This window comes from Streptomyces sp. NPDC057486, assembly GCF_042802415.1.
Lineage (GTDB): Bacteria > Actinomycetota > Actinomycetes > Streptomycetales > Streptomycetaceae > Streptomyces > Streptomyces yanii.
The window spans coordinates 1-20366 of record NZ_JBHVEE010000107.1 but is presented as its reverse complement, the minus strand read 5'-3'; the positions used below and the strand labels follow the sequence as shown (position 1 = coordinate 20366).

At 70.4% G+C, this 20366-nt stretch carries 19 protein-coding genes; 8 read left to right on the top strand and 11 right to left on the bottom strand.

The window, feature by feature from the left end; genetic code table 11:
* Positions 1 to 23: 23 nt before the first annotated feature.
* The 3 genes from ACFU6I_RS35205 to ACFU6I_RS35195 form a co-directional block, all read right to left on the bottom strand.
* On the bottom strand, positions 24 to 200 hold the full coding sequence (locus tag ACFU6I_RS35205) for a hypothetical protein (RefSeq protein WP_384374394.1): 177 nt from the start codon (positions 198 to 200) through the stop codon (positions 24 to 26).
* Positions 201 to 360: 160 nt separating this feature from the next.
* On the bottom strand, positions 361 to 2784 hold the full coding sequence (gene uvrA / locus ACFU6I_RS35200) for an excinuclease ABC subunit UvrA (RefSeq protein WP_384374391.1): 2424 nt from the start codon (positions 2782 to 2784) through the stop codon (positions 361 to 363).
* Positions 2785 to 2979: 195 nt separating this feature from the next.
* On the bottom strand, positions 2980 to 4392 hold the full coding sequence (locus ACFU6I_RS35195) for a polysaccharide pyruvyl transferase family protein (protein ID WP_384374388.1): 1413 nt from the start codon (positions 4390 to 4392) through the stop codon (positions 2980 to 2982).
* Positions 4393 to 4991: 599 nt separating this feature from the next.
* Between ACFU6I_RS35195 and ACFU6I_RS35190 the strand changes: the two genes are divergently transcribed.
* A complete protein-coding gene (locus ACFU6I_RS35190) occupies positions 4992 to 5480 on the top strand; it encodes a hypothetical protein (RefSeq protein WP_384374385.1) in 489 nt (162 codons plus the stop codon).
* A gap of 15 nt (positions 5481 to 5495) precedes the next feature.
* On the opposite strand, the gene ACFU6I_RS35185 is transcribed toward ACFU6I_RS35190, so the two are convergent.
* A complete protein-coding gene (locus ACFU6I_RS35185; RefSeq protein WP_266978241.1) occupies positions 5496 to 5711 on the bottom strand; it encodes a dodecin in 216 nt (71 codons plus the stop codon).
* 199 nt (positions 5712 to 5910) lie between these two features.
* Here ACFU6I_RS35185 and ACFU6I_RS35180 point away from each other — a divergent pair, with 199 nt between their 5' ends.
* From ACFU6I_RS35180 to ACFU6I_RS35170, 3 genes are all read left to right on the top strand, one after another.
* Positions 5911 to 7167, top strand: a complete 1257-nt coding sequence (locus ACFU6I_RS35180; protein ID WP_384374382.1) for an extracellular solute-binding protein — start codon at positions 5911 to 5913, stop codon at positions 7165 to 7167.
* A gap of 199 nt (positions 7168 to 7366) precedes the next feature.
* Complete coding sequence (locus tag ACFU6I_RS35175; RefSeq protein ID WP_384374379.1) at positions 7367 to 8224, top strand: GNAT family N-acetyltransferase; 858 nt, start codon at positions 7367 to 7369, stop codon at positions 8222 to 8224.
* Positions 8221 to 9078, top strand: a complete 858-nt coding sequence (locus tag ACFU6I_RS35170) for a lysophospholipid acyltransferase family protein (RefSeq protein WP_384374376.1) — start codon at positions 8221 to 8223, stop codon at positions 9076 to 9078. The genes ACFU6I_RS35175 and ACFU6I_RS35170 overlap by 4 nt, the downstream gene beginning before the upstream one ends.
* Here ACFU6I_RS35170 and egtD read toward each other — a convergent pair.
* From egtD to egtA, 4 genes are read right to left on the bottom strand one after another with little or no spacing between them, the layout of a single operon-like run.
* Positions 9021 to 9983, bottom strand: a complete 963-nt coding sequence (gene egtD, locus ACFU6I_RS35165) for an L-histidine N(alpha)-methyltransferase (protein ID WP_384374373.1) — start codon at positions 9981 to 9983, stop codon at positions 9021 to 9023. The two genes, ACFU6I_RS35170 and egtD, sit on opposite strands and share 58 nt — an antisense overlap.
* Positions 9980 to 10735: an ergothioneine biosynthesis protein EgtC gene (gene egtC, locus ACFU6I_RS35160; RefSeq protein WP_384374370.1), complete on the bottom strand. Its 756-nt coding sequence runs from the start codon at positions 10733 to 10735 to the stop codon at positions 9980 to 9982. Before egtC ends, egtD begins: the two co-directional genes overlap by 4 nt.
* Entirely contained in the window at positions 10735 to 12069 is a 1335-nt protein-coding gene (egtB, locus tag ACFU6I_RS35155; protein ID WP_384374367.1) for an ergothioneine biosynthesis protein EgtB, read from the bottom strand. Before egtB ends, egtC begins: the two co-directional genes overlap by 1 nt.
* Positions 12066 to 13403, bottom strand: a complete 1338-nt coding sequence (gene egtA / locus ACFU6I_RS35150) for an ergothioneine biosynthesis glutamate--cysteine ligase EgtA (protein ID WP_384374364.1) — start codon at positions 13401 to 13403, stop codon at positions 12066 to 12068. Before egtA ends, egtB begins: the two co-directional genes overlap by 4 nt.
* A gap of 148 nt (positions 13404 to 13551) precedes the next feature.
* Here egtA and ACFU6I_RS35145 point away from each other — a divergent pair, with 148 nt between their 5' ends.
* Entirely contained in the window at positions 13552 to 14388 is an 837-nt protein-coding gene (locus ACFU6I_RS35145; RefSeq protein ID WP_384374361.1) for a TIGR02452 family protein, read from the top strand.
* Positions 14389 to 14503: 115 nt separating this feature from the next.
* Here the strand turns inward: ACFU6I_RS35145 and ACFU6I_RS35140 are convergent, their stop codons facing one another.
* From ACFU6I_RS35140 to ACFU6I_RS35130, 3 genes are all read right to left on the bottom strand, one after another.
* Complete coding sequence (locus ACFU6I_RS35140) at positions 14504 to 14998, bottom strand: type II toxin-antitoxin system PemK/MazF family toxin (RefSeq protein WP_384374358.1); 495 nt, start codon at positions 14996 to 14998, stop codon at positions 14504 to 14506.
* Positions 14999 to 15211: 213 nt separating this feature from the next.
* Positions 15212 to 16729, bottom strand: coding sequence for a flotillin family protein (locus ACFU6I_RS35135; RefSeq protein WP_384374355.1), 1518 nt, complete (start codon positions 16727 to 16729; stop codon positions 15212 to 15214).
* A 195-nt stretch (positions 16730 to 16924) separates the two neighbouring features.
* Positions 16925 to 17143, bottom strand: a complete 219-nt coding sequence (locus ACFU6I_RS35130; protein ID WP_345519213.1) for a hypothetical protein — start codon at positions 17141 to 17143, stop codon at positions 16925 to 16927.
* 49 nt (positions 17144 to 17192) lie between these two features.
* On the opposite strand from ACFU6I_RS35130, the gene ACFU6I_RS35125 reads away from it, so the two are divergent.
* The 3 genes from ACFU6I_RS35125 to ACFU6I_RS35115 all read left to right on the top strand — a co-directional run bounded on the left by ACFU6I_RS35125 (position 17193) and on the right by ACFU6I_RS35115 (position 20334).
* The gene (locus ACFU6I_RS35125) at positions 17193 to 18215 is read left to right on the top strand and encodes a LacI family DNA-binding transcriptional regulator (RefSeq protein ID WP_384374348.1); all 1023 of its coding nucleotides are present in this window, start codon (positions 17193 to 17195) and stop codon (positions 18213 to 18215) included.
* 56 nt (positions 18216 to 18271) lie between these two features.
* Positions 18272 to 18604, top strand: a complete 333-nt coding sequence (locus ACFU6I_RS35120) for a hypothetical protein (RefSeq protein WP_384374345.1) — start codon at positions 18272 to 18274, stop codon at positions 18602 to 18604.
* Positions 18605 to 18897: 293 nt separating this feature from the next.
* Positions 18898 to 20334, top strand: coding sequence for an aldehyde dehydrogenase family protein (locus ACFU6I_RS35115; protein WP_384374342.1), 1437 nt, complete (start codon positions 18898 to 18900; stop codon positions 20332 to 20334).
* Positions 20335 to 20366: the final 32 nt, after the last annotated feature.

Here is a 20366-nt window from a genome sequence, read left to right as displayed (position 1 = left end):
TCACCGGACGACAGATCGGATGTCTAGAGTGCGCGGCGCTGTCTCTGCCATGCGATGGACGCGGCCGCCAGTGCGTGCGCGCCGCCGTACGCCGGGTTGGGGACGACCGCGCCGCCGTTCTCCCGGTTCCACGGAGCTGGCGAACCCGTCTCGACGTCGCCGTTCACCAGGGCGCCCGTACCGCCGGCCGGACCGGACACCGTCAGTGTGAAGGCGGCCGAGTGGTTGGGCGTGCGGGAGGTCCCGTCACGCTGATCCCGTACGCGCAGGGGCCGCGGACGCCGAAGCGTTCACGGCGGAGGTGAACGTCTCCGCAGGACCGTAGTCGTGGAAAACAGGCCCGTTGGACCTGGTCGGCCGTCAGGCCGACCTGAGGGCAGCCGCCAGGTACGCCGCGGTCCGGCTGTCCGCCGCCCCGGCCACCTCCGCGGGCGTCCCCACCGTGACGATCCGGCCACCCCGGTCGCCGCCTCCGGGGCCGAGGTCGATCACCCAGTCGGCGCCCGCGACCACGGCCATGTCGTGCTCCACGACCACCACCGTGCTGCCCGCGTCGACCAGCCCGTGCAACTGCCGCATCAGCACCTCGACATCGGCCGGATGCAGCCCTGTCGTCGGTTCGTCGAGCAGATACAGGGTGTGGCCGCGGCGGGTGCGCTGGAGCTCGGTGGCGAGCTTGATCCGCTGGGCCTCACCGCCGGACAGTTCCGTCGCCGGCTGTCCCAGCCGCAGATAGCCGAGCCCCACATCGAGAAGTGTCCGCAGACTGCGCTCGGCGGCGGGTGTCCCGGCGAAGAAACCGGCCGCCGACTCCACCGTGAGATCCAGCACCTGCGCGATGTTCAGCCCGCGCAGGGTGACCTCCAGCGTCTGCGGGTTGTACCGCGCACCGTGGCAGTCCGGGCAGGGCGCGTACGTGCTCGGCAGGAAGAGCAGCTCGACGGAGACGAACCCCTCGCCCTGACAGGTCTCGCATCGCCCGCCCGCCACATTGAACGAGAACCGCCCCGCCCTGTAGCCGCGTTCGCGCGCCGCGCCGGTCTCGGTGAACAGCTTCCGCACGACATCGAAGAGCCCGGTGTACGTGGCCAGATTGGAGCGCGGGGTACGGCCGATCGGCTTCTGGTCGACCTGGACGAGACGGTCCACCGCCTCCAGCCCCTGCGCCGATGCACAGCCGGCCATGGGCTGCTCGGCGGGAAGGCCGGTGGTGGCGGACGCCTGCCGGTCGGCGAGGACCCCGGCGAGCACCTGACCGACCAGAGTCGACTTCCCGGAGCCGGAGACCCCGGTGACCGCGGTGAACACCCCGAGCGGGAACGCGGCGTCCACCCCGCGCACATTGTGCCGGTCGACACCGATCAGCCTCAGCCACCCGGAGGGCGTACGCGGCTCCCGGGCAGGCACCGGACCCCCGCCGAAGAGGAACCGCCGCGTCGCCGACTCCGCGACGTCCGCGAGTCCGGCCGGGGGCCCGCTGTGCAGCACCATGCCCCCGTGCTCACCGGCCAATGGCCCCACGTCGACCAGCCAGTCCGCCTGCCGCACCACATCCATCTGGTGCTCCACGACGAAGACCGAGTTCCCGGCCTCCTTCAGCCGGCCGAGGACCGCGAGCAACGACGCGGTGTCCGCCGGGTGCAGACCGGCCGACGGCTCGTCCAGCACATAGACGACCCCGAAGAGTCCCGAGCGCAGCTGGGTGGCGAGCCGCAGCCGCTGCAGCTCGCCGGAGGACAGCGTCGGAGCCGTGCGGTCGAGACTGAGATAGCCGAGCCCCAGCTCCGTCACCGTCCCGATCCGGGCCAGCAGATCCGTCGTCAACAGCCGCGCGGTGTCGTTGCCGCCCGCGGCCGACAGCACGTCGGCGAGGCCCGCGAGGGGCAGCGAGGTGAGCTCGGCGATCGTACGGCCGGCAAAGGTGACGGCCATCGCCTCCGGACGCAGCCGAGTGCCGCCACAGACCGGACAGGGGGCGCTGGTCAGGAAGCGCTCGGCCTTGGCCCGCAGGGTGCGGCTCTTGGAGTCCGCGAAGGTGTGCATCACATAGCGCCGCGCACTCATGTACGTGCCCTGGTACGGGCGCTGGATGCGGCCCGCTTCCCGCACCGGGTGGACCGTCACCACCGGCTGATCGTCGGTGAAGAGGATCCACTCCCGGTCCTGCGCGTCCAGCTCCCGCCACGGCCGGTCGATGTCGTACCCCAACGTGTCCAGGACGTCGCGCAGGTTCTTGCCCTGCCAGGCACCCGGCCAGGCGGCGATCGCGCCGTCCCGGATCGACAGCGACGGGTCCGGGACGAGGAGCTCCTCGGTGGTGCGGTGGATACGCCCCAGACCGTGGCACTCGGGGCAGGCCCCCGCGGCGGTGTTCGGCGAGAACGCATCGGAGTCCAGCCGCTCGGCCCCTGCCGGATACTCCCCGGCGCGCGAGAACAGCATCCGCAGCGAGTTGGACAGCGTGGTGACCGTACCGACCGAGGAACGGGCGCCGGGCGCCGACCGCCGCTGCTCCAGCGAGACGGCGGGCGGCAGACCGGTGATTTCGCCGACCTTCGGCGCGCCGACCTGGTGGATGAGCCGCCGGGCGTACGGGGCGACGGACTCGAAGTAGCGGCGCTGGGCCTCGGCGTAGATCGTTCCGAAGGCGAGGGAGGACTTCCCGGAGCCCGAGACGCCCGTGAAGACGGTGAGGGTGTCGCGCGGGATGTCGACGTGGACGTCCTGCAGATTGTGCTCACGGGCGCCGCGCACCCGGACGTACGGATCGTGGGGGGTGGGCATGCGCGCGGAGCTCCGTACGGATGATGGCGGGGCCGACAGATGGGGATAAACAGTCGGATTCTAGGCGTCGGTGATGCCTGGGTCCGCAACACCGACGCCGGTGTTCCCCTCCGCGCCCCTCGGGTCGGGGAGGGGAACACCGCCTGACAAAGCCCTACCAGTGCCGTGACCGGCAAATCTTTTCCGGTCGCAGCACTAGCGGGCGTTGCGCAGCGCCCGCTTGATGGGGCCCGGGATCACCCGGCGGGCACGCTGGTACGGCCGCCGCTCGGGTCCCTCGCTCTCGCGCGGGACGGGCAGCCTGCTGGCCTTCGCAAGGCGCCGTTCCAGCAGGGTGTTCCGGTCGGTGAGCTCGGTCATCTGGGACTGGAGCCAGTTGAGACGAGTGCTCATCTCGGAGACGCCGCTGCCGGTCCAGGGGCGGACGCCCGCCGGGAAAGCCAGCTCGCTCATGCGGGACTCGAAGGCCGCACCCCCGTCACCGTGGGTGAAGGTGTTCTCCAGGCCGTTCTTGTCCAGGAAGTTCATGAACCGGTCGAACCGCTCCTGGTGACCGCGCATCAGCGGCCCGAAGTCCGCCTCGGCATACAGGTCCGCGGGATCCACGTTCTCGGGCACCTTGGCGAGCATCCGGTGCGGAATCTCGAAGTAGCGGCACAGTTCCAACGTCCGCGAGTCGCTGCAGAGCACCGTCGCCGGCGTTCCGGCGAGCAGCGCCGCGATGTTGCCGTGGATCCGGGAGCCGAACGAGAAGTCGAAGCCCCGCAGGTCGTCCACCCATGTCTTGGGGTCTATGTAGACCCTCACCTTGCCCTCCGCGAACATCGGGTGGTCGGGGTGGGTGGGGATGTCGGTGACGGCGGCGTTCACGTGACTCAGGTCACGCCAGTGCAGCTGGCGGGCATCGGACAGGTTCTGCCCGATGAAGCGCAGATGGGGATAGCGCGCACGGGTGTGGTCGATGATCCGCCCGAGCTTGTACTTCTTCACGGCGTCGTGCGATCCGTTGATCGCGATCCGCGACTCGGGTCCCAGTGGCCGGGTGTTCTCGCGGATGAAGAGATCGCGGCCGCCCATGAACATCGACGGACAGCCGATGACCTCCACGTCACGGAAGCCCATGTCCCGCAGGTAGCGCTCGGTGAACTCACCGCGCACCCCGATGGAAGCGCTGCGGTCCAGCACCGCGGAGACGAACGCGTGCACGCTGGGCGCCATGGGCCGCAACCGGTCTGCGGAGTAGTTGGTGCTGGTCTGCGCGCCGACGCCCGGCACGATGACCGGGATCTTCAGCTTCGAGATGAGCTGGGTCAGCCGCTTGAGCTGGGGCTCGAAGGACGGCCGGAAGGCATTGGCGAGCGGAATGACGAAAGCGTCGTACTCCTCGTTGATCCGCTCGGCGGCGGCGACCCTCGTCCGGATGCCGTTGGAGACCACCTTGGTACGCGGCGTCTCAAGGATCTTGTGCGCGGCATCGCTGAAGATCAGGTTGCCTGAGTTGGTCGCGAACACGTCCTCGTGGAGGGCGCGCTCAACAGGAACGACGTCGTAAGGGCTCTTCCCTGAACGCAGGAGTATTCGCTTCACATCGGTAACGTTAGATGCCACGAATTAAGGTTAGCTTTACGTAGGTTTTAGTTTCCATCGGGATCCCTACAACCTTTTCGATGAACGCGGAACGTGACCATCCGGCTACCCGGTCATCGGCCGCGGATCGGTCGAATGGCCCCGCACCGCCTTTCCTGCGTGACCTCGCAGATGGCCAACTCGGCCCGGGTGAAGCGCCCTTGAGAGCGCGCGTCCCGCCCTGCCCTCCCCCCGTGCAGGGGCTCGCCGATCGGGGGATGAGGGGCGAGCGCTCAGGCGACGGGCACAGCGGACGTGGCGAAGAGCGAGGCGTCCCCGCCCTGGACGGCGCCCCGGACACCTGCGCTCGCCTCGTGCGGTACGCCCAGCGGAACGGTACTGACCCGGAGAGGGGGCGTCGGCTCGTTCCGTCGCCGTGCTGCTGATCGACTCCGCCGTCGGTGGCGACGGACGGAGGGGGCCCTCTGGGGAGGATGAATCAGTCACCGGCTGAGAGCGCCTTCTGCGCGGTCCGGTCCGTTTCGCCGGTCCGAGGACCTTCCGGCGCCGTGCGATCGCACGCACCGGACACCGCGAGCCGATCGGACTCCCATGTTGTGAACTCCTCTTAGGCTGGGCGCGTGACATATGAAGCCCGGCCGCTGGCCGTATTCGACCTGGACGGCACGCTCGCGGACAGCGGGCACCGGCAGCACTTCCTTGAGGGGGCTCGGCGCGACTGGGGGAGCTTCTTTGCCGCGGCGGTGGACGATCCGCCGCTCGACGAGGGTGTGCGGCTGGTGCTGAGCAGCGCCGAGGAGTGCGAGGTCAGGTACCTCACCGGACGGCCGGAGCGCTGCCGTCGGGACACCGTGGCGTGGCTCGCCGAGCAGGGCCTGCCCGAGGGGCGCGTGTACATGCGTCGCAACGACGACCGTCGCCCGGCCCGCCACACCAAGCTGGAGATCCTGAAGCGGCTGGGCCGGGAGCGTCTCGTGCGGATGCTGGTCGATGACGACGAGCTGGTCTGCGACGCGGCCGAGCTGGCCGGTTTCACCGTGGTGCGGGCTCGCTGGGCAGTGGCCTCGCCCGCATTGAAGGACGCTCAGGGGCGTGAGGGGCGTACCTGACCGCGACGTACCGGGTCAGGTGGTCTCGTCGAGCCGGAAACCGACTTTCAGGCCGACCTGGTAGTGCTCGATCCGGCCGTCCACGATCTGCCCGCGCACCTGGGTGATCTCGAACCAGTCGAGATTGTGCAAGGTTTCCGCCGCCCTTGCGATGCCCCGGCGGATGGCGTCGTCGACGCCCTCGTGGGAGGTTCCTACGATTTCGGTGACCCGATACGTGTTGTTGGACATCCTCTGTCCCCTTTCGTCCATACCACGGTGCCCCACTTGGCACGGGTGCGCGAGGGGTCGAATCGGGGGAGGTGGCGCGGACGACCCTTGACCAAATGATTGGTCCATACCAAAATCCAGCCACGCCCGTGCGAGCGCCGCCCGCAGTCCCCCACACCGGGTCCTCATTTCGTCGTGCCGTTTCGCAGAAGGTGGCCCAGTGAAGAACCGTGTACTCATAGGAGCCGTCGCGCTTGTTTCCACCGTTGCACTGGGCGGCTGCGGCTACCTCCCGGGCTTGGGTGGCCCCGGCGGCAAGACGGTGACGATCTGGCTGATGAAGGACAGTGTTTCCGCCGATTTCCTCGACCGTTTCAAGAAGTCGTACGAAGAGGAGCATCCTTCCATCGAACTGGAGTTCAAGATTCAGAGCTGGAGTGGAATCGGCCCCAAGGTCTCCGCGGCCTTGGAGGGGGACGACACCCCGGATGTCATCGAGGTCGGCAACACCCAGGTCGCCCAGTACGCGGAGAGCGGCGAACTGCGCGATCTGACCCTTGAATCGATGCGCGATCTCGGCAGCGAGGAATGGCTGCCCGGCCTTGCCGATCCCGGCAGCATCGACGGCGCCCAGTACGGCATTCCCTGGTACGCGGCCAACCGTGTGGTGATCTACAACAAGGATCTCTTCGAGCAGGCCGGCATCACGAGCCCGCCGAAGACCCGGGACGAGTGGATCAAGGACAGCCGTCTGCTCAACCGCAACGGCAATCAGGGCATCCATCTCGCGGGCCAGAACTGGTACGTGCTCGCCGGGTTCATCTGGGACGAGGGCGGCGATCTGGCGTCCGACAAGGGCGGCGACTGGGAGGGGGCCCTCGACACGCCCGCCGCGATCAAGGGCATGAACTTCTACAAGGAAATCCAGTCGTTCGGCAGCGGCCCGAAGAACGCCGACGAAGAGCACCCTCCGCAGACCGATGTGTTCGCCAAGGGTGATGTCGCGCAGATCATTTCCGTGCCGGGCAGCGCCAAGCTCATCGAGCAGAAGAATCCCGAACTCAAGGGGAAACTAGGCTACTTCCCGATACCCGGCAAGACCGCGAAGAACCCCGGTTCCGTTTTCACCGGCGGTTCCGATCTGATCGTTCCCGAGAAGGCGGACAACGGTACGGCCGGTATCGAGGTGATCAAGGCGCTGGCGGGCGCGAAATGGCAGGCGGACCTCGCCAGGACCATGAGCTATGTGCCGAACAAGTCGAGCCTCGCACATGTCATCGAGGGCCAGGAGGGCACCGCCGCCATGGCCGAGGGCGCCCGGCGCGGTCGCGCGACCCCCAACTCGCCGCAGTGGGCGGCGGTCGAGGCCGAGAACCCGATCAAGCCCTACATGTCGGCCGTTCTGCAGGGCGGTGACCCGCTGGCCGAGGCGAAGTCCGCTTCGGAACGGATCACCGCCGAGCTCGCGGGCAGCTGACCGGGCCGGGCCGCCGGACGGGCCACCGGGTCCGCCCGATCCACCGCCCGAACACCTCGGGATTCAGCCGTCGCACATCCAGGCTCTCCGCAGCGGTCATGTCGAATCCAGCCGGTCACGGAAGAAGTAAGGGGCCGGGCAGTCGCAGCAGTGCGGCAGCCCGGCAGCCGCCCTTGCCGATCCGTCCCCGGAGACCGCCATGAACGCGCTGCCCACCCCACCGCTCGTCGCCGGCCCTCTCACCTCCACCTCCTTGGTGCCGGAGCAGCCCGCCCCGGCACGGTCCGAAGCTCCCGCGCCGCCGCTCTACCGCGTCTCCGTCGCCGTCACCCAGGACGAGGTGCGGGCCGCCCAGCGGCTGCGCCACCAGGTATTCGCCGGTGAACTCGGTGCCCGGCTGGACGGGCCGGAACCCGGTCTGGACAGCGACGCCTTCGACGCGTACTGCGATCACCTGCTGGTACGGGAGGTGGCGACCGGCGACGTCATCGCCACCTACCGCCTCCTGCCGCCCGACCGGGCCCGTGTTGCCGGACGTCTCTACGCGGAGAGCGAGTTCGATCTCGGCCGGCTCGGACCGATCCGCGACGACCTGATCGAGGTGGGCCGCTCCTGCGTCCACCCGGCCCACCGGGACGGCGCCGTCATCGCCCTCATCTGGGCGGGGCTCGCCCGTTACATGGAGCGCAGCGGGCACAACTGGCTGGCCGGCTGCTGCTCGATACCCCTGGCCGACGGCGGCGTCCTGGCCGCCGACTCCTGGGACACCGTACGGGCGAAGTACCTGGCCCCCGAGGAATACTGGGTCACCCCGCACCGCCTCTGGCAGCCCCACGCCGCCACCCGTGCCGGCCGAGCCGCCAGGACCCCCGCGCGCACCGGAATCGCCGCCCTCCCTCCGCTGCTCCGTGGCTACCTCCGCCTCGGCGCCTGGGTCTGCGGGGCGCCCGCGCACGACCCCGACTTCAACGTCGCCGACCTCTACGTCCTGCTGTCGCTTCGCCGCACCGACCCGCGCTACCTGCGCCACTTCCTGTCCCTCGCCCCGCTGACATGAGCGCCTGGCTGCCCACCGCGCCCTGCACGCCCCACACCTGCGCCGGTCACGACGGCCCGGTGCGCGGCGCCCTTGCGGCCACGGCCCTGCTGCTCGCCGGATGCACCCTCGTGCTCGTCGGCGCGCTGTGCGCCGCTCCCGTGCTGCTCCTCGGCGCGGGGCAGCGCGACCGGCTGATCCGGTGGTGGGCGTACGCGGTCGTGCGGGCGTTCGGCGTGCGGATCGAGGTGACCGGCGACCCCGCGCCGACGGCCGGGGCGGATCGCGCCGGTGCCCCCGGCGTGCTGGTCGTCGCCAACCACATCTCATGGCTGGACATCCCGCTCGTCGCCGCCGTGTTCCCGGGCCGGATGCTCGCCAAGAGCGAGATCCGGGGCTGGCCGGTACTCGGCCCGCTCGCCGCGCTCGGCGGCACGCTGTTCGTCGAGCGCGACCGGCTGCGGGCACTGCCCATGACCGTGCGCACCATCGCGGGGGCACTGCGCGGCGGCTCACGGGTGGTGGTCTTCCCCGAAGGCAGCACCTGGTGCGGGCGTGGATCCGGTGGCCGGTTCCGGCCCGCTGTCTTCCAGGCGGCCATCGACGCGGGCGCCGAGGTCCGCCCGGTACGCATCACCTACCGCACCGCGCGGACGGACGGGCCCGCGGCCGGCGCCGCCGCGTTCGTCGGTGACGATCCGCTCACCGCCTCGTTGTGGAGGGTGGTCATGGCGGCCGGGCTGACCGCCGAGATCCGCGTCCTGCCGCCGATCCCCGCGGGCACCCGGCCCGGCCGCCGTGCTCTTGCCCGTACCGCTCAGACCGCCGTGGCCAGCGACACCGCGAACCGGTCCGCGGAGTCCGTCCACCACTGAGTCAACGTGAGTCCGGCCGAGGCGAGTTCGCTCCGGATCCCCTCCTTGTGGAACTTCGCCGAGATCTCCGTACGCAGTTCCTCACCTGCCGTGAACGGCACCACCAGATCCAATTCCGGGATCTTCACCGTGAGAGCTCTGCGGGCCCGCAGACGCATCTCGATCCACTCCTGCTTCGGGTCCCACAGCGCCACATGATCGAAGTCCGCCGGGTCGAAGTCGGCTCCCAATTCCCGGTCGACGACCGTCAGTACGTTCTTGTTGAACGCCGCTGTCACCCCGGCCGCGTCGTCGTACGCCGCGACGAGGGTCTCCTCGTCCTTCACCAGATCCGTGCCGAGCAGCAGCGCGTCGCCGGGCGAGAGCAGCGACCGTACCGACTTCAGGAACACCGCCCGCTCGTCCGGCAGCAGATTGCCGATCGTGCCGCCCAGGAACGCGACGAGCCGCGGCCCCGGTGTGTCCGGCAGGGTGAGTCCACCGGTGAAGTCGGCAATCAGCGCATGGATCGACAGGTCCGGCCGCTCCGCGAGCAGGGTCTCGGCCGCGCCGCGCAGCGCGCTCTCGCTCACGTCGACCGGCACATAGCTGTGCAGCGCGGGCAGCGCGTCCAGCAGGTGCCGTGTCTTCTCCGACGAGCCGGAACCAAGTTCGACCAGGGTCTGTGCGCCGGACGCCGCGGCGATTTCGGACGCGCGGGCGACCAGGATCTCCCGCTCGGCGCGAGTCGGGTAGTACTCGGGCAGCCGGGTGATCTCCTCGAACAGCTCACTGCCGCGTGCGTCGTAGAACCACTTGGGCGGCAGGGTCTTCGGGTGCCTGGTCAGGCCGTGCAGCACGTCGGCGCGCAGCGCCGCGTCCGTCGCGTCCGCCGGCAGGGTGCGGGTCAGCTGAATGGGACTCACTCGGTGGGCTCCTTGAGCGGGGTGAGCAGAACGTCGGTGCAGGTCGCGACGAGCAGGGTGCGGTCGGGGACCGTGCGCCAGTGCGGATCGTCGTCGTAGGGCTCCGAGGCCACGACCGCGCTGTGGCCCGGTTCGGTGAGGTACCAGAGGGTGTCTCCCCAGGCCGTCGCCACGATGGTGGTGCCGTCGGTGAGCAGCAGGTTCAGCCGCGAACCGGGCGCCGCCTCCGCGATCTCGCCCACGGTGTCGGCGACGGCCTGCGGTATGTCGTCCCCCTGGGCGATCCTGTGCTGTACGAGGGCCCAGACCAGGGCGGAGTCGCAGCGGGCGGTGAGAGCGAGGAGTTCGGCCGTGGGCAGCGTGGCGGCGAGCGGTGCCAGCGACCCGGGCCAGCCCTTCACCGCGCCGTTGTGGCTGAACAGCAGCCGGCCCGAGGTGAACGGCGCGGCTGCCGCCTCGCCGTCCGCCCCCGGCTCGGTGGCGTCGCGTACGGCCGCCAGCAGTGCCGTGCTCCGCACCACCCTGGCCAGATCGGCGAAGGACAGGTCGGCCCAGACGGGCCCCTGGCGCCGGTAGCGACCGGGCACCGGGTCGCCGTCCGCGTACCAGCCCACCCCGAAACCGTCCGCGTTGACCGTCCCGTACTCCTGTTGCCGGGGCTGCCAGGACTGCCGGACCAACGCGTGGGACGGCTGCGTCAGCACAGTGCCGAGCGCAACCGGCGGTCCGACATAAGCAATATGACGGCACATCAGAGATCCCTCGCAGTACGGAATCCGGCGAAGATCTGGCGCCGCACCGGCAGGTCCCAGTTGCGGAACGTGCCCCGGCAGGCCACCGCGTCCACGGCGAACGAACCACCGCGCAGGACCTTGTGGTCGGGTCCGAAGAACACCTCCGAGTACTCCCGGTACGGGAACGCCGCGAAGCCCGGGTAGGGGAGGAAGTCGCTCGACGTCCACTCCCACACATCGCCGATCAACTGGCGTACTCCGAGCGGTGATTCGCCCGCAGCGTAGGCTCCAGCCTGCGCCGGACGCAGATGGCGCTGGCCCAGATTGGCCCGGTCGGCGGTCGGGTCCTCGTCGCCCCACGGGTAGCGGCGCGAGCGGCCCGAGCCCGGGTCGTGGCGCGCCGCCTTCTCCCACTCGACTTCGGTGGGCAGTCTGCGCCCCGCCCAGCGGGCGTACGCGTCCGCCTCGTACCAGCTCACATGGAGCACCGGCTCGTCGGCGGGCACCGGCTCGGTCACCCCGAACCGGCGGCGCAGCCACTGCCCTGCGTCCCGGCGCCAGAAGAGCGGGGCGGTCAGCTCGTGCTCGCGGACCATGGCCCAGCCCTCCGGCGCCCACCAGCGCCGTTCGGTGTAGCCGCCGTCCTCGATGAAGCGCTCGTACGCTCCGCAGGTGACCGGTGTCGTGTCGATGAAAAACGTGGGGACGTCGCGCACATGGGCGGGTCGCTCATTGTCGAGGGCCCAGGGTTCGGTGGACGTTCCCATGGTGAACGGTCCACCGGTCACCAGGACTTCGGCGGGCAGGGAGGCCGCGTCGGTGGGTCGCGGCGGTTCCGGTGCGGTGAGTACGGCCGGACCCGACCTCAGCTGATGAGTGATCAGCATCGTCTCGTCGTGCTGCTGTTCATGCTGGGCGATCATGCCGAAGGCGAAACCCGCATCCACGAGCGGGCGGCCGCCGATCAGGGGCGTGCTGTCGAGGATGTCCAGGGCCCGGCCCCGTACCTCAGCCGCGTAGGAGCGGGCCTCGGCCGGCGGCAGGAGCGGCAGGGACGGACGGCTCGCCCGCGGATGTTCGAAGGCGTCGTACAACCCGTCGATCTCGGGCCGCATCGCTTCCCGCCCGGCGACGCCCCGCAGCAGCCACAGCTCCTCCTGGTTGCCGATGTGTGCGAGATCCCACACCAAGGGCGACATCAACGGCGAATGCTGAGCGGTCAGTTCATGGTCGTCCACACTGTCGGTGAGGAGCGTGGTGCGTTCCCGGGCGTTGAGGAGCGCCGCAAGGGCGCGTCGGCGGAGCGCCTCGGTGTCCAGGCCGGTGGCCGAGGGAGTGGGGGAGTGCGTCATGAGCCTGCCTTCTTTCCCGGTTCCGGACGGAGCGTGGCCGCGTGCATCGCATGCACCGTTTCCCTCGACAGCAGTCCGGACAGATCATCGGCCGGACATCGTCCCCGGGCGACATAACGGTCGTGGAAATGCGCCACCGCCTCCTGCACGGCATCGTTCGCACCCATCCGGGGCAGCGCTTCGCGGGCCAGCTGGAAGCAGACATCGGCCACCGCCCGCAGTTCGGGGTCGGCCAGGCCGTCACGGGCGGCGCCGGTCCAGAGCGGGTTGCGCGGTGCCGACTGCGGGCCCGCTGTCTCGGCCAGCGGTTTGACGGTGCGGTACACGGTCTCGGCGGCCTCCGGGTCGTCGAACAGAGCGGTGGTGACGGCGAGGGGCACGAGCCATCCGTCGTCACCCGGCTGCGCGTCGATCATGCGCAGTTCGAGATGTCCGCGCGGGCGCACCGGCGGAAAGAGCGTGCTGATGTGGTAGTCGAGATCGGCACGCACCGGCGGCCGTGGCGCGCCCGCACGGATCCAGTCGCGGAAGGTCAGATCCTCCGGGACGGCCCATGGCCCCTCGCCGCCCCGTATGCACATCACGGGGGTGTCGAGCACATGCGTGGCCCAGGCGTCCCGCGGGGCCAGATGGCCCGGCGGCGCCAGACTTCGTACCGGATCGAGATCCGCCCAGATCGACTGGCGGGTGGACCGCAGTCCCGTCGGCCGGCCCTGCCGGTACGGCGAGTTGGCGAACGCCGCCACCAGCACCGCACCCAGCAGATGCGACAGCTGCCAGCGCCGCCCGTAGCCCAGTGGCCCCGGCTCCTCCTCGCCGGCGTCCAGGCAGACCTGGACGGATGCGGTGGTGCACATCATGGCGCGGCCGGCCGTACCCGACCGGTCGAGCGAGACCTCCATGGCGTCGTAGCGGGGTTCGTGCAGCAGACGGTGCGGCGGATGCCAGGGATCGACGCCGAAACCGACGGGTGCGAGGTCCTCCGCGTCGAGGGCGGCACGTACGGCGGCCAGATCGGTGGTCATGGCATCGACGCAGGCCATCAGGGAGTCGGCGGGGCGCGAGCTGAGCTCCAGCTGGCCGCCGGGTTCGAAGGTGAGCGCCGCACTCAGCGGCAGCGCGCGTACAGCGGCGACAGCCGCGTGGAGACGGTCGTGAGGGACCGGCGTCCGGGGGTGGTCACGGTCGTGGATGAGCCATTCGAGCTCGACACCGACCGTGCGGGGAGGGCCCGTCTTGAAGCAGATGCATCGCAGTAAATCCTCCGCCTCCCCCTCGCCGAGGGGCTGGTTGTACTCGGCCGGACCGTGGCCGACAGGTGCGTCCGGTGACATTCCGGGGCCTCCTTCTTCGGTGCGTCCGTACCACCCAAACCCGTGCCGGGGGATCGCACAAGGGGGCCCCTGCGCGACAGAAATTCGGTTGCATCCGGGCCTCGGAAACACCGACCATGCCCCGTATGCACCACACGGGGGAGTATTGATGAGCGCACGGCTTCGCGCCATCGCAAGAGAGACCGAGACCATCGTGGAGGAGGGGCGATACCGCACCCCCGCGGGGCGTGAGGTCGGTATCGAGCGTGCTCTGGCCGCTGCGCTCTCCGGGACCCGGCTGTACGGGCCCGAGCCGGTGCCCGTCGCCGTTCTGGACTCCGACCGCGCCACGGTCGTCGAGGTCACCGGCGAGAGCAGCCTGCAGGCGGCGCGCCGGATGACGGGCGAAGGGCCCGGCAAGGTCGCCGTGCTCAACTTCGCCTCCGCCCGTAACCCCGGCGGCGGCTACCTCAACGGCGCGCAGGCCCAGGAGGAGGCGCTCTGCCGCAGCTCGGCGCTCTACGCCACCCTGCTGCGCGCCCCCGAGCACTACGCCCACCACCGCGCCGAACGCAGTGCCTTCTACACCGACCGGGTCATCCACTCACCCGGCGTACCGGTGTTCCGGGACGACCGGGGGCGCCTGCTGGACATCCCGTACACCGTGGGCTTCCTCACCTCGCCCGCACCCAACGCCGGAGTGATCCGCAGCCGGACCCCCGAAGAGGCCCCGCGCATCCCCGCCGCGCTCGCGTCCCGCGCCGAACGGGTGCTGGAGGTCGCTGCGGTGCGCGGATACCGTCGGCTGGTGCTCGGCGCCTGGGGCTGCGGCGTGTTCCGCAACGACCCGGCGCAGGTGGCCCGTGCCTTCCAGGCGCTGCTCACCGACGGGGGCCGGTTCGCCGGGCATTTCGAGCAGATCGTCTTCGGCATCCTCGACCGCGGTCCCGAATCGGCCACTCGCACCGCATTCGATCGTGTATTCGAAAAGGTGATGCGGCCATAGGAACCGGAACTCCACCGACCCTGCCGTTGAGCCGGAGGGGTGGACATCGACCGACACGGTGACATTGGGCCGGAAGGGGCAACGTCAGCAGCATGGCGGCCCCCGAACCCGCCGGTCAGTGCCAGCCGTAACGCTCCCGCAGCCGGTCGGCGACCAGGTCGAACCGGTCCTGGTCCAGCGCGCACGCCTCGCGCCGCATACCGTCATCATGCACCCGCAGCACCCGGTCCAGATCGACCCAGGACGGCCGGCCCGAGCTGTCCCACGGCCCGGCACCGAGAGCCACCCACTCGCGGTCCCGGTCGTGCTGCTTGCTGGAGAGCTGCACGGCGAGCAGCGTGCCTGCCGCCTCCCGGGCCACCACCAGGACCGGACGGTCCTTGCCGCGTCCGTCGTTCTCCTCGAAGGGCACCCAGGTCCAGACGATCTCGCCGGGGTCGGGATCGCCGTCGCGGTCGGGGGCGTACGAGGTACGGACCGGGCCCACGTCGTGCGGGTCCGCCTCGGCGGTCGCGGCGGGGCCGGAGCGCCCGGGGAAGTCGGCCGAGCCGTCGGCGGCGCGGGTGGAGCCCGAGAGGTACGTGCTGTCTGAACGGTGAGGGAAGGTCATCGGAACACCGTAGGGGCTGACCGGCCCGTTCTGTGGACCGGGCCCGCCGAACGGCAGCACTCCCCGACCGCGGTCGGCGCCCGTCTGTCGATGCTGCGTCGGCACGGGGCGGTCGACACGGAGCTGTGGGCGCCGCATGCCGAGGACCCGGAGCTGTGGCCGGTCCTCGCCCGTGGACGACGGACGAGGACCGGCCACACCTGCCGGGAGCGATCAGGAAGGTGCGCTCCCCTCCTGATCATCCGTCACCGGAATGCGCTCCTTGCGCGGCGACGGCGGCACGGCGGGCGTGACACCGTTGACCGGCGCCGAGGACCCTGCCGGCCCACCCTTCTCGCTCATCGTCGAAAGCAGCTGCCGGGCCAGATCCAGCCCTGTGCCACCCATCGTCAGCGCCTTCGCGAACATGTCCGCCATCCCGTCGGCGCCGTTCAGCAGCACCATGTGGTCCACACTGCCGAAGGCTCCAGCTCCCGCCTCGACGATCTCCGGCCACTTCTCCGCCAACTGCTGCGCGACGACGGCCTCCTGATTCTCCGCGAGGGCGGCAGCACGTGCCTTGATCGCTTCGGCCTCGGCCAGCCCCTTGGCGCGGGTCGACTCGGCCAGCGCCAGCCCTTTGGCCTGCGCCGCCGCTGCCTCCGCCTCACCGGTCGCCCGGGTCGCCGACGCGGCGGCGGCGCCGCGCGCCTTCGTGGCCTCGGCCTCCGCGATCGCCGCCGTCTTGACCCGGTCGGCCTCGGCGATCGCGGCGAGTTCCGTCTCCTTCGCATGCGCCTCGGCAGCCGAGATCCGGGCGTCGCGCTCACCCTCCGCCAGCGTCCGCTTCTCGTAGGCCTGGGCATCCGCGGGCTTCCGTACGTCCGCCTGCAGCTGCTGCTCGCGCCGCTGGGCCTCCAGTTCGGCGACCCGGGTCTCCTGGACCACGACCTCCTGCCTGGCCGCCGCGTCGGCGAGGGGTCCCGCCTGTCTCGACTTGGCCGCGGCCTTGTCCCGCTCGGCCTGATACCCGGCCTGCAGGATCTCGCTGTCGCGGGTCGCCTCGGACATCCGGGCGGCGGCCTGCTGCTCCGCCTCGGTGGCCCGCCGGTTGGCCTCGGCCTGCGCGATCCGGGCGTCCCGCTGCACCGCCGCGGCATGTGGCATGGCGAGATTCTTGATGTATCCGGTCGGGTCCTCGATCTCGTGGATCTGCAGCGAGTCGACGATCAGCCCGAGTTTCTCCATCTCGGTGCCGCACGCCGCCCGGGTCTGACCGGTGAGCTTCTCCCGGTCCCTGATCATGTCCTCGACGGTCAACCCACCGACGATGGAACGGAGATGACCGGCGAACACGTTGTGCACCCGCTCCGACATCATCTTCTGCTGGTCGAGGAATCGACGGGCCGCATTGGCGATCGACACGAAGTCGTCGCCCACCTTGAAGATGACAACACCGCGCACCCGCAGAGGAATCCCCTGATGCGTGACGCAGTCGACGGACAGTTCCGTTTCGTTGAGATCCAGCGACATCTTCCGTACCGCCTGCACGCCGGGCAGGACGAGCGTGCCGTGCCCGGTGACGATGCGGAACCCCATGCCCTGTCCGAGGCCCTCGGTCTTGTGCTTGGAACCGGAGATGACGAGTGCTTCGTTCGGCTCGGCCACCCGCCACATGAGCTTGAACAGGCCGATCAACACAATGATGGCAGCGAGTACGAGACCCGCCGCGACGCCGATGACCATCGGCATGCGCCCCCTCGGAGGAGTTCACACAATGGGTGTGCGGCTCGCGACACCCATTCGGTGCGCGCCTCTTATCGCAGTGCCCCGTCGGCACTGCTGAACAGAGGGAGTCTTCTCCTGCGCGCGACTGCGGAGAAGAGGTGTGCGCAACCTTGCCGCAATCTTGACTGCCGCGCGCCGGACGCCAGTCCTTCGCGCCCCTCAACTGTCGTAAGCGGGAGCCACATAGACCGTGCGCGGCGGCAGATACTCGATCACCGTCACCATCGTCCCCGGCTCGATGCGGACCCCCGGCGGGGCGGGATGGGCGAGGAAGTGCTCGGCGCCCCCACGGATCTGAACGATCACCTCACCGACCAGACCCGGCCCCACGGTCCCGGTCACCCTGCCGAGCAGCCCCACCATCGACGAGTCATCCATGCCCCGGAGCGTACCCACCTCGATGCGGTCTGGAAGACTGCCCGACGCCATGAGCCAGTTACCCAAGCAGCCCACCGAAGGCCCCGTCCCGACCAGCGCCGATGTGGCGCGGCTCGCCGGAGTCTCGCGGGCCACCGTGTCGTACGTACTCAACAACAACCCCACCGTCCGGATCAGCGAGTCCACCCGCCGCCGGGTCAGGGAGGCGGCCTCCGAACTCGGCTATGTGCCGCACGCGGCGGCCCGGAGCCTGCGCGCCGGACACACCCGGACGGTGCTGATGCCCACCGGGGACCACCCTGCCGGTCCGCTCCACCACCGCTTCCTCCACGAACTCGAATCCGGGCTGCGCCGCCTCGACTACACCGTGGTCCAGCACGGGAGCCTCGGCCTGGACGCCGACGAAGCCGCGCGGGCCTGGGCCGAACTCCGCCCCGTCGCCGTGATCGCACCCGGCGGTGTGCCGCTCACCCCGCAGGGCATAGCCGTACTGCGACGCTCCGGCGCCAAGGCGGTGATCACCCTCGGCCCGGAACCGGTGGACGGCGCCCACGCCCTGGTCATGGACCAGCGGGAGGTCGGCAGTTGCGCGACCGGACATCTGCTGGAACGCGGACGACGCCGGATCGGCGTGGTCATGCCCGAGGAACCGGGCCTCGCCCCGTTGGCCGAACCGAGGCTGTCCGGAGCCCGCCGGGTGGCGGCCGATGTCGGAGCCCTCATCGAACCGTTGCCCCTGCGGTACGACGAGGAGTCGTCCGGCGCGCTCGCCGCCCGGTGGCGCACGCTCGGACTCGACGCCGTGTTCGCATACAACGACTCCTACGCGATGCTCCTGATGCGGGCCCTCCAGGACGCAGGCATCGAGATACCGGCCGAGACGGCCGTGGTGGGTGCCGACGACCTGCTGCTCGGCAGGCTGCTGAGACCCCGGCTGAGCAGTGTGCGGATGGAACTGGTGGCGTCGCAGCCACTGGCGGACCTCGTCGACCGGCTGGTTCGGCATCCGGGAGGCGTGCCGGAGCGCCATGATCTGCTGAGGGCGCGGGCGATCCCCCGAGAGTCCAGCTGAGGCGGGTTCAGCGCGGCAACGTGCGCGTCGCGCGTCGCTTGCCTAGCGTCATGACCATGAGCCAACCGCAGAGTTACGAGATCCTGCTGGTCCCCAAGTTCACCGAAGGCCCCGTTGAGGCCCCGAAGGCCAAGGGCGCCTCCGAGGCCTCCGGAACCTCCGAGTCCGCCGATGCCGGCGATGTCCGGTCCGTCGGGGCCCCTATCCGCTCTGCCGTTGTGGAGGCCACCGGCGAGACGGGGGCGTCGGGCTACCCCCGGTACGCCGGGGAGGGCATGGTGGCGGACATCGATCCGGCGACCCACACCGTGGAGGCGCTGCTTGTCGACGGTGCCGAACTGGACATCGGGCTCTCGGTCAGGATCTCGGAGCGGACCGCCGGCAGCTGACCGTCGATGGTGGCAACTGCTGTACACGAGGCTGGAGTTGGGCAACCCGCTCGCGTGTGGCGTCCGCACCGTTCCATGCGTGCCAAAGGGAGCAACAGTTCGATCAATTCCCTTTTCGTTCGATGCGGCGTGGCTACGATGTTGCACGTTCAACCGGGCGAGATCACGTTCGATGGCCGAACGCAGCTCGCACGGCTGCGCCGGATCGCGTAGTCCCGCGAGGCCGCGGCCGCACACTTCGCGTGCCCCACCGCATGGGACCACCCCTCGAACCGATCGACTGGAGAGTCTTCATGTCCCTGCTCGACCCCAAAGCCTGGCAGCCCCGCATGCTCGCGGGAGGTGAGTCGGACGTCGTCGAGCCCGCCACCGGCGAGGTCCTCGGACACGTCACCCTCGCCGCGCCCGAGGACATCACGGCAGCCGCCGAGGCCGCGGTCGCCGCCCAGTCAGCCTGGGCCCGAACCCCGCACTTCGTGCGTGCGGCCGTCCTGCGCCGGGCCGGTGACCTGTTCACCGCCCACGCCGACGAGCTGCGCGAATGGCTCGTACGGGAGTCCGGTTCGATCCCCGGCAAGGCCGACTTCGAGCTCCACGTCGCAGCCCAGGAGTGCTACGAAGCCGCGGCGCTCGCCTCCCGGCCGGCCGGTCAGGTCCTGCCCAGCGAGGACCAGCGGCTCTCCTACACCCGCAGGGTCCCGGTCGGCGTCGTCGGCGTCATCGCCCCGTTCAACGCGCCGTTGATTCTGTCCATCCGATCCGTCGCGCCCGCACTGGCCCTCGGCAACGCGGTTCTCCTCAAGCCCGACCCGCGCACCGCGGTCTGCGGCGGACTCTCACTCGCCGCGGTCTTCGCCGAGGCCGGACTCGACGAGAACCTGCTGCACGTCCTGCCCGGCGGCGCCGAGGCCGGACAGGCGCTCGTCGCCGAACCTCGTGTCCCGGTCATCTCCTTCACCGGCTCCACCACGGCGGGCCGCGCCGTCGGCGAGGCCGCGGGGCGGCTCCTCAAGCGTGTCCACCTCGAGCTCGGCGGCAACTCCGCCCTCGTCGTCCTGGAGGACGCCGACCTGGAAGGTGCTGTGGCCCAGGCGACCTGGGGCTCCTTCTTCCACCAGGGCCAGATCTGCATGACCACCGGCCGCCACCTCGTCCACGCCTCGCTGCACGACGAGTACGTCGAGCGGCTCGCCGCGAAGGCGGAGGCGCTGGCGGTCGGCGACCCGCACCGTGAGCAGGTCCATCTCGGCCCGGTCATCGACCGCGGCCAGCTCGGCAAGATCCACCGGCTGGTCGAGTCGAGCACCGCGCGGGGCGCGAAGCTCGTGGCGGGCGGCACTCACCGTGACCTGTTCTACCGGCCCACCGTCCTCACCCACGTCGACGGCCGGACGCCCGCATACGCGGAGGAGGTCTTCGGTCCGGTCGCCCCCGTGCGGTCCTTCGACACCCTGGACGAGGCCGCGGCGCTGGCCGCCGACAGCCCGTACGGGCTGTCGCTCGGCATCGTCACCCGCGACACCGCCCTCGGCCTGGAACTCGCCGACCGGATCCCGACCGGCATCGCCCACATCAACGACCAGACGGTGAACGACGAGGCGGTCGCACCCTTCGGCGGCATCGCCGCGTCAGGCACCGGGGCGCGCTTCGGAGGCGAGGCCAACCTGGAGGCCTTCACCGATCTGCGCTGGACGACGGTCCGCCGCGAACCGTCCGGCCACCCGTTCTAAAGGGTGGCGGGCACGCCGCAGGGGTCCGGCCC

Coding starts and splice junctions, on each gene's coding strand:
- ACFU6I_RS35135 (WP_384374355.1), bottom strand. CDS start 16,729: ATGCCGATGGTCATCGGCGTCGCGGCGGGTCTCGTACTCGCTGCCATC.
- egtC (WP_384374370.1), bottom strand. CDS start 10,735: ATGTGCCGTCATATTGCTTATGTCGGACCGCCGGTTGCGCTCGGCACT.
- ACFU6I_RS35130 (WP_345519213.1), bottom strand. CDS start 17,143: ATGGATGACTCGTCGATGGTGGGGCTGCTCGGCAGGGTGACCGGGACC.
- ACFU6I_RS35125 (WP_384374348.1), top strand. CDS start 17,193: ATGAGCCAGTTACCCAAGCAGCCCACCGAAGGCCCCGTCCCGACCAGC.
- egtB (WP_384374367.1), bottom strand. CDS start 12,069: ATGACGCACTCCCCCACTCCCTCGGCCACCGGCCTGGACACCGAGGCG.
- ACFU6I_RS35140 (WP_384374358.1), bottom strand. CDS start 14,998: ATGACCTTCCCTCACCGTTCAGACAGCACGTACCTCTCGGGCTCCACC.
- ACFU6I_RS35175 (WP_384374379.1), top strand. CDS start 7,367: ATGAACGCGCTGCCCACCCCACCGCTCGTCGCCGGCCCTCTCACCTCC.
- ACFU6I_RS35145 (WP_384374361.1), top strand. CDS start 13,552: ATGAGCGCACGGCTTCGCGCCATCGCAAGAGAGACCGAGACCATCGTG.
- uvrA (WP_384374391.1), bottom strand. CDS start 2,784: ATGCCCACCCCCCACGATCCGTACGTCCGGGTGCGCGGCGCCCGTGAG.
- ACFU6I_RS35120 (WP_384374345.1), top strand. CDS start 18,272: ATGAGCCAACCGCAGAGTTACGAGATCCTGCTGGTCCCCAAGTTCACC.
- ACFU6I_RS35170 (WP_384374376.1), top strand. CDS start 8,221: ATGAGCGCCTGGCTGCCCACCGCGCCCTGCACGCCCCACACCTGCGCC.
- egtA (WP_384374364.1), bottom strand. CDS start 13,403: ATGTCACCGGACGCACCTGTCGGCCACGGTCCGGCCGAGTACAACCAG.
- ACFU6I_RS35185 (WP_266978241.1), bottom strand. CDS start 5,711: ATGTCCAACAACACGTATCGGGTCACCGAAATCGTAGGAACCTCCCAC.
- ACFU6I_RS35115 (WP_384374342.1), top strand. CDS start 18,898: ATGTCCCTGCTCGACCCCAAAGCCTGGCAGCCCCGCATGCTCGCGGGA.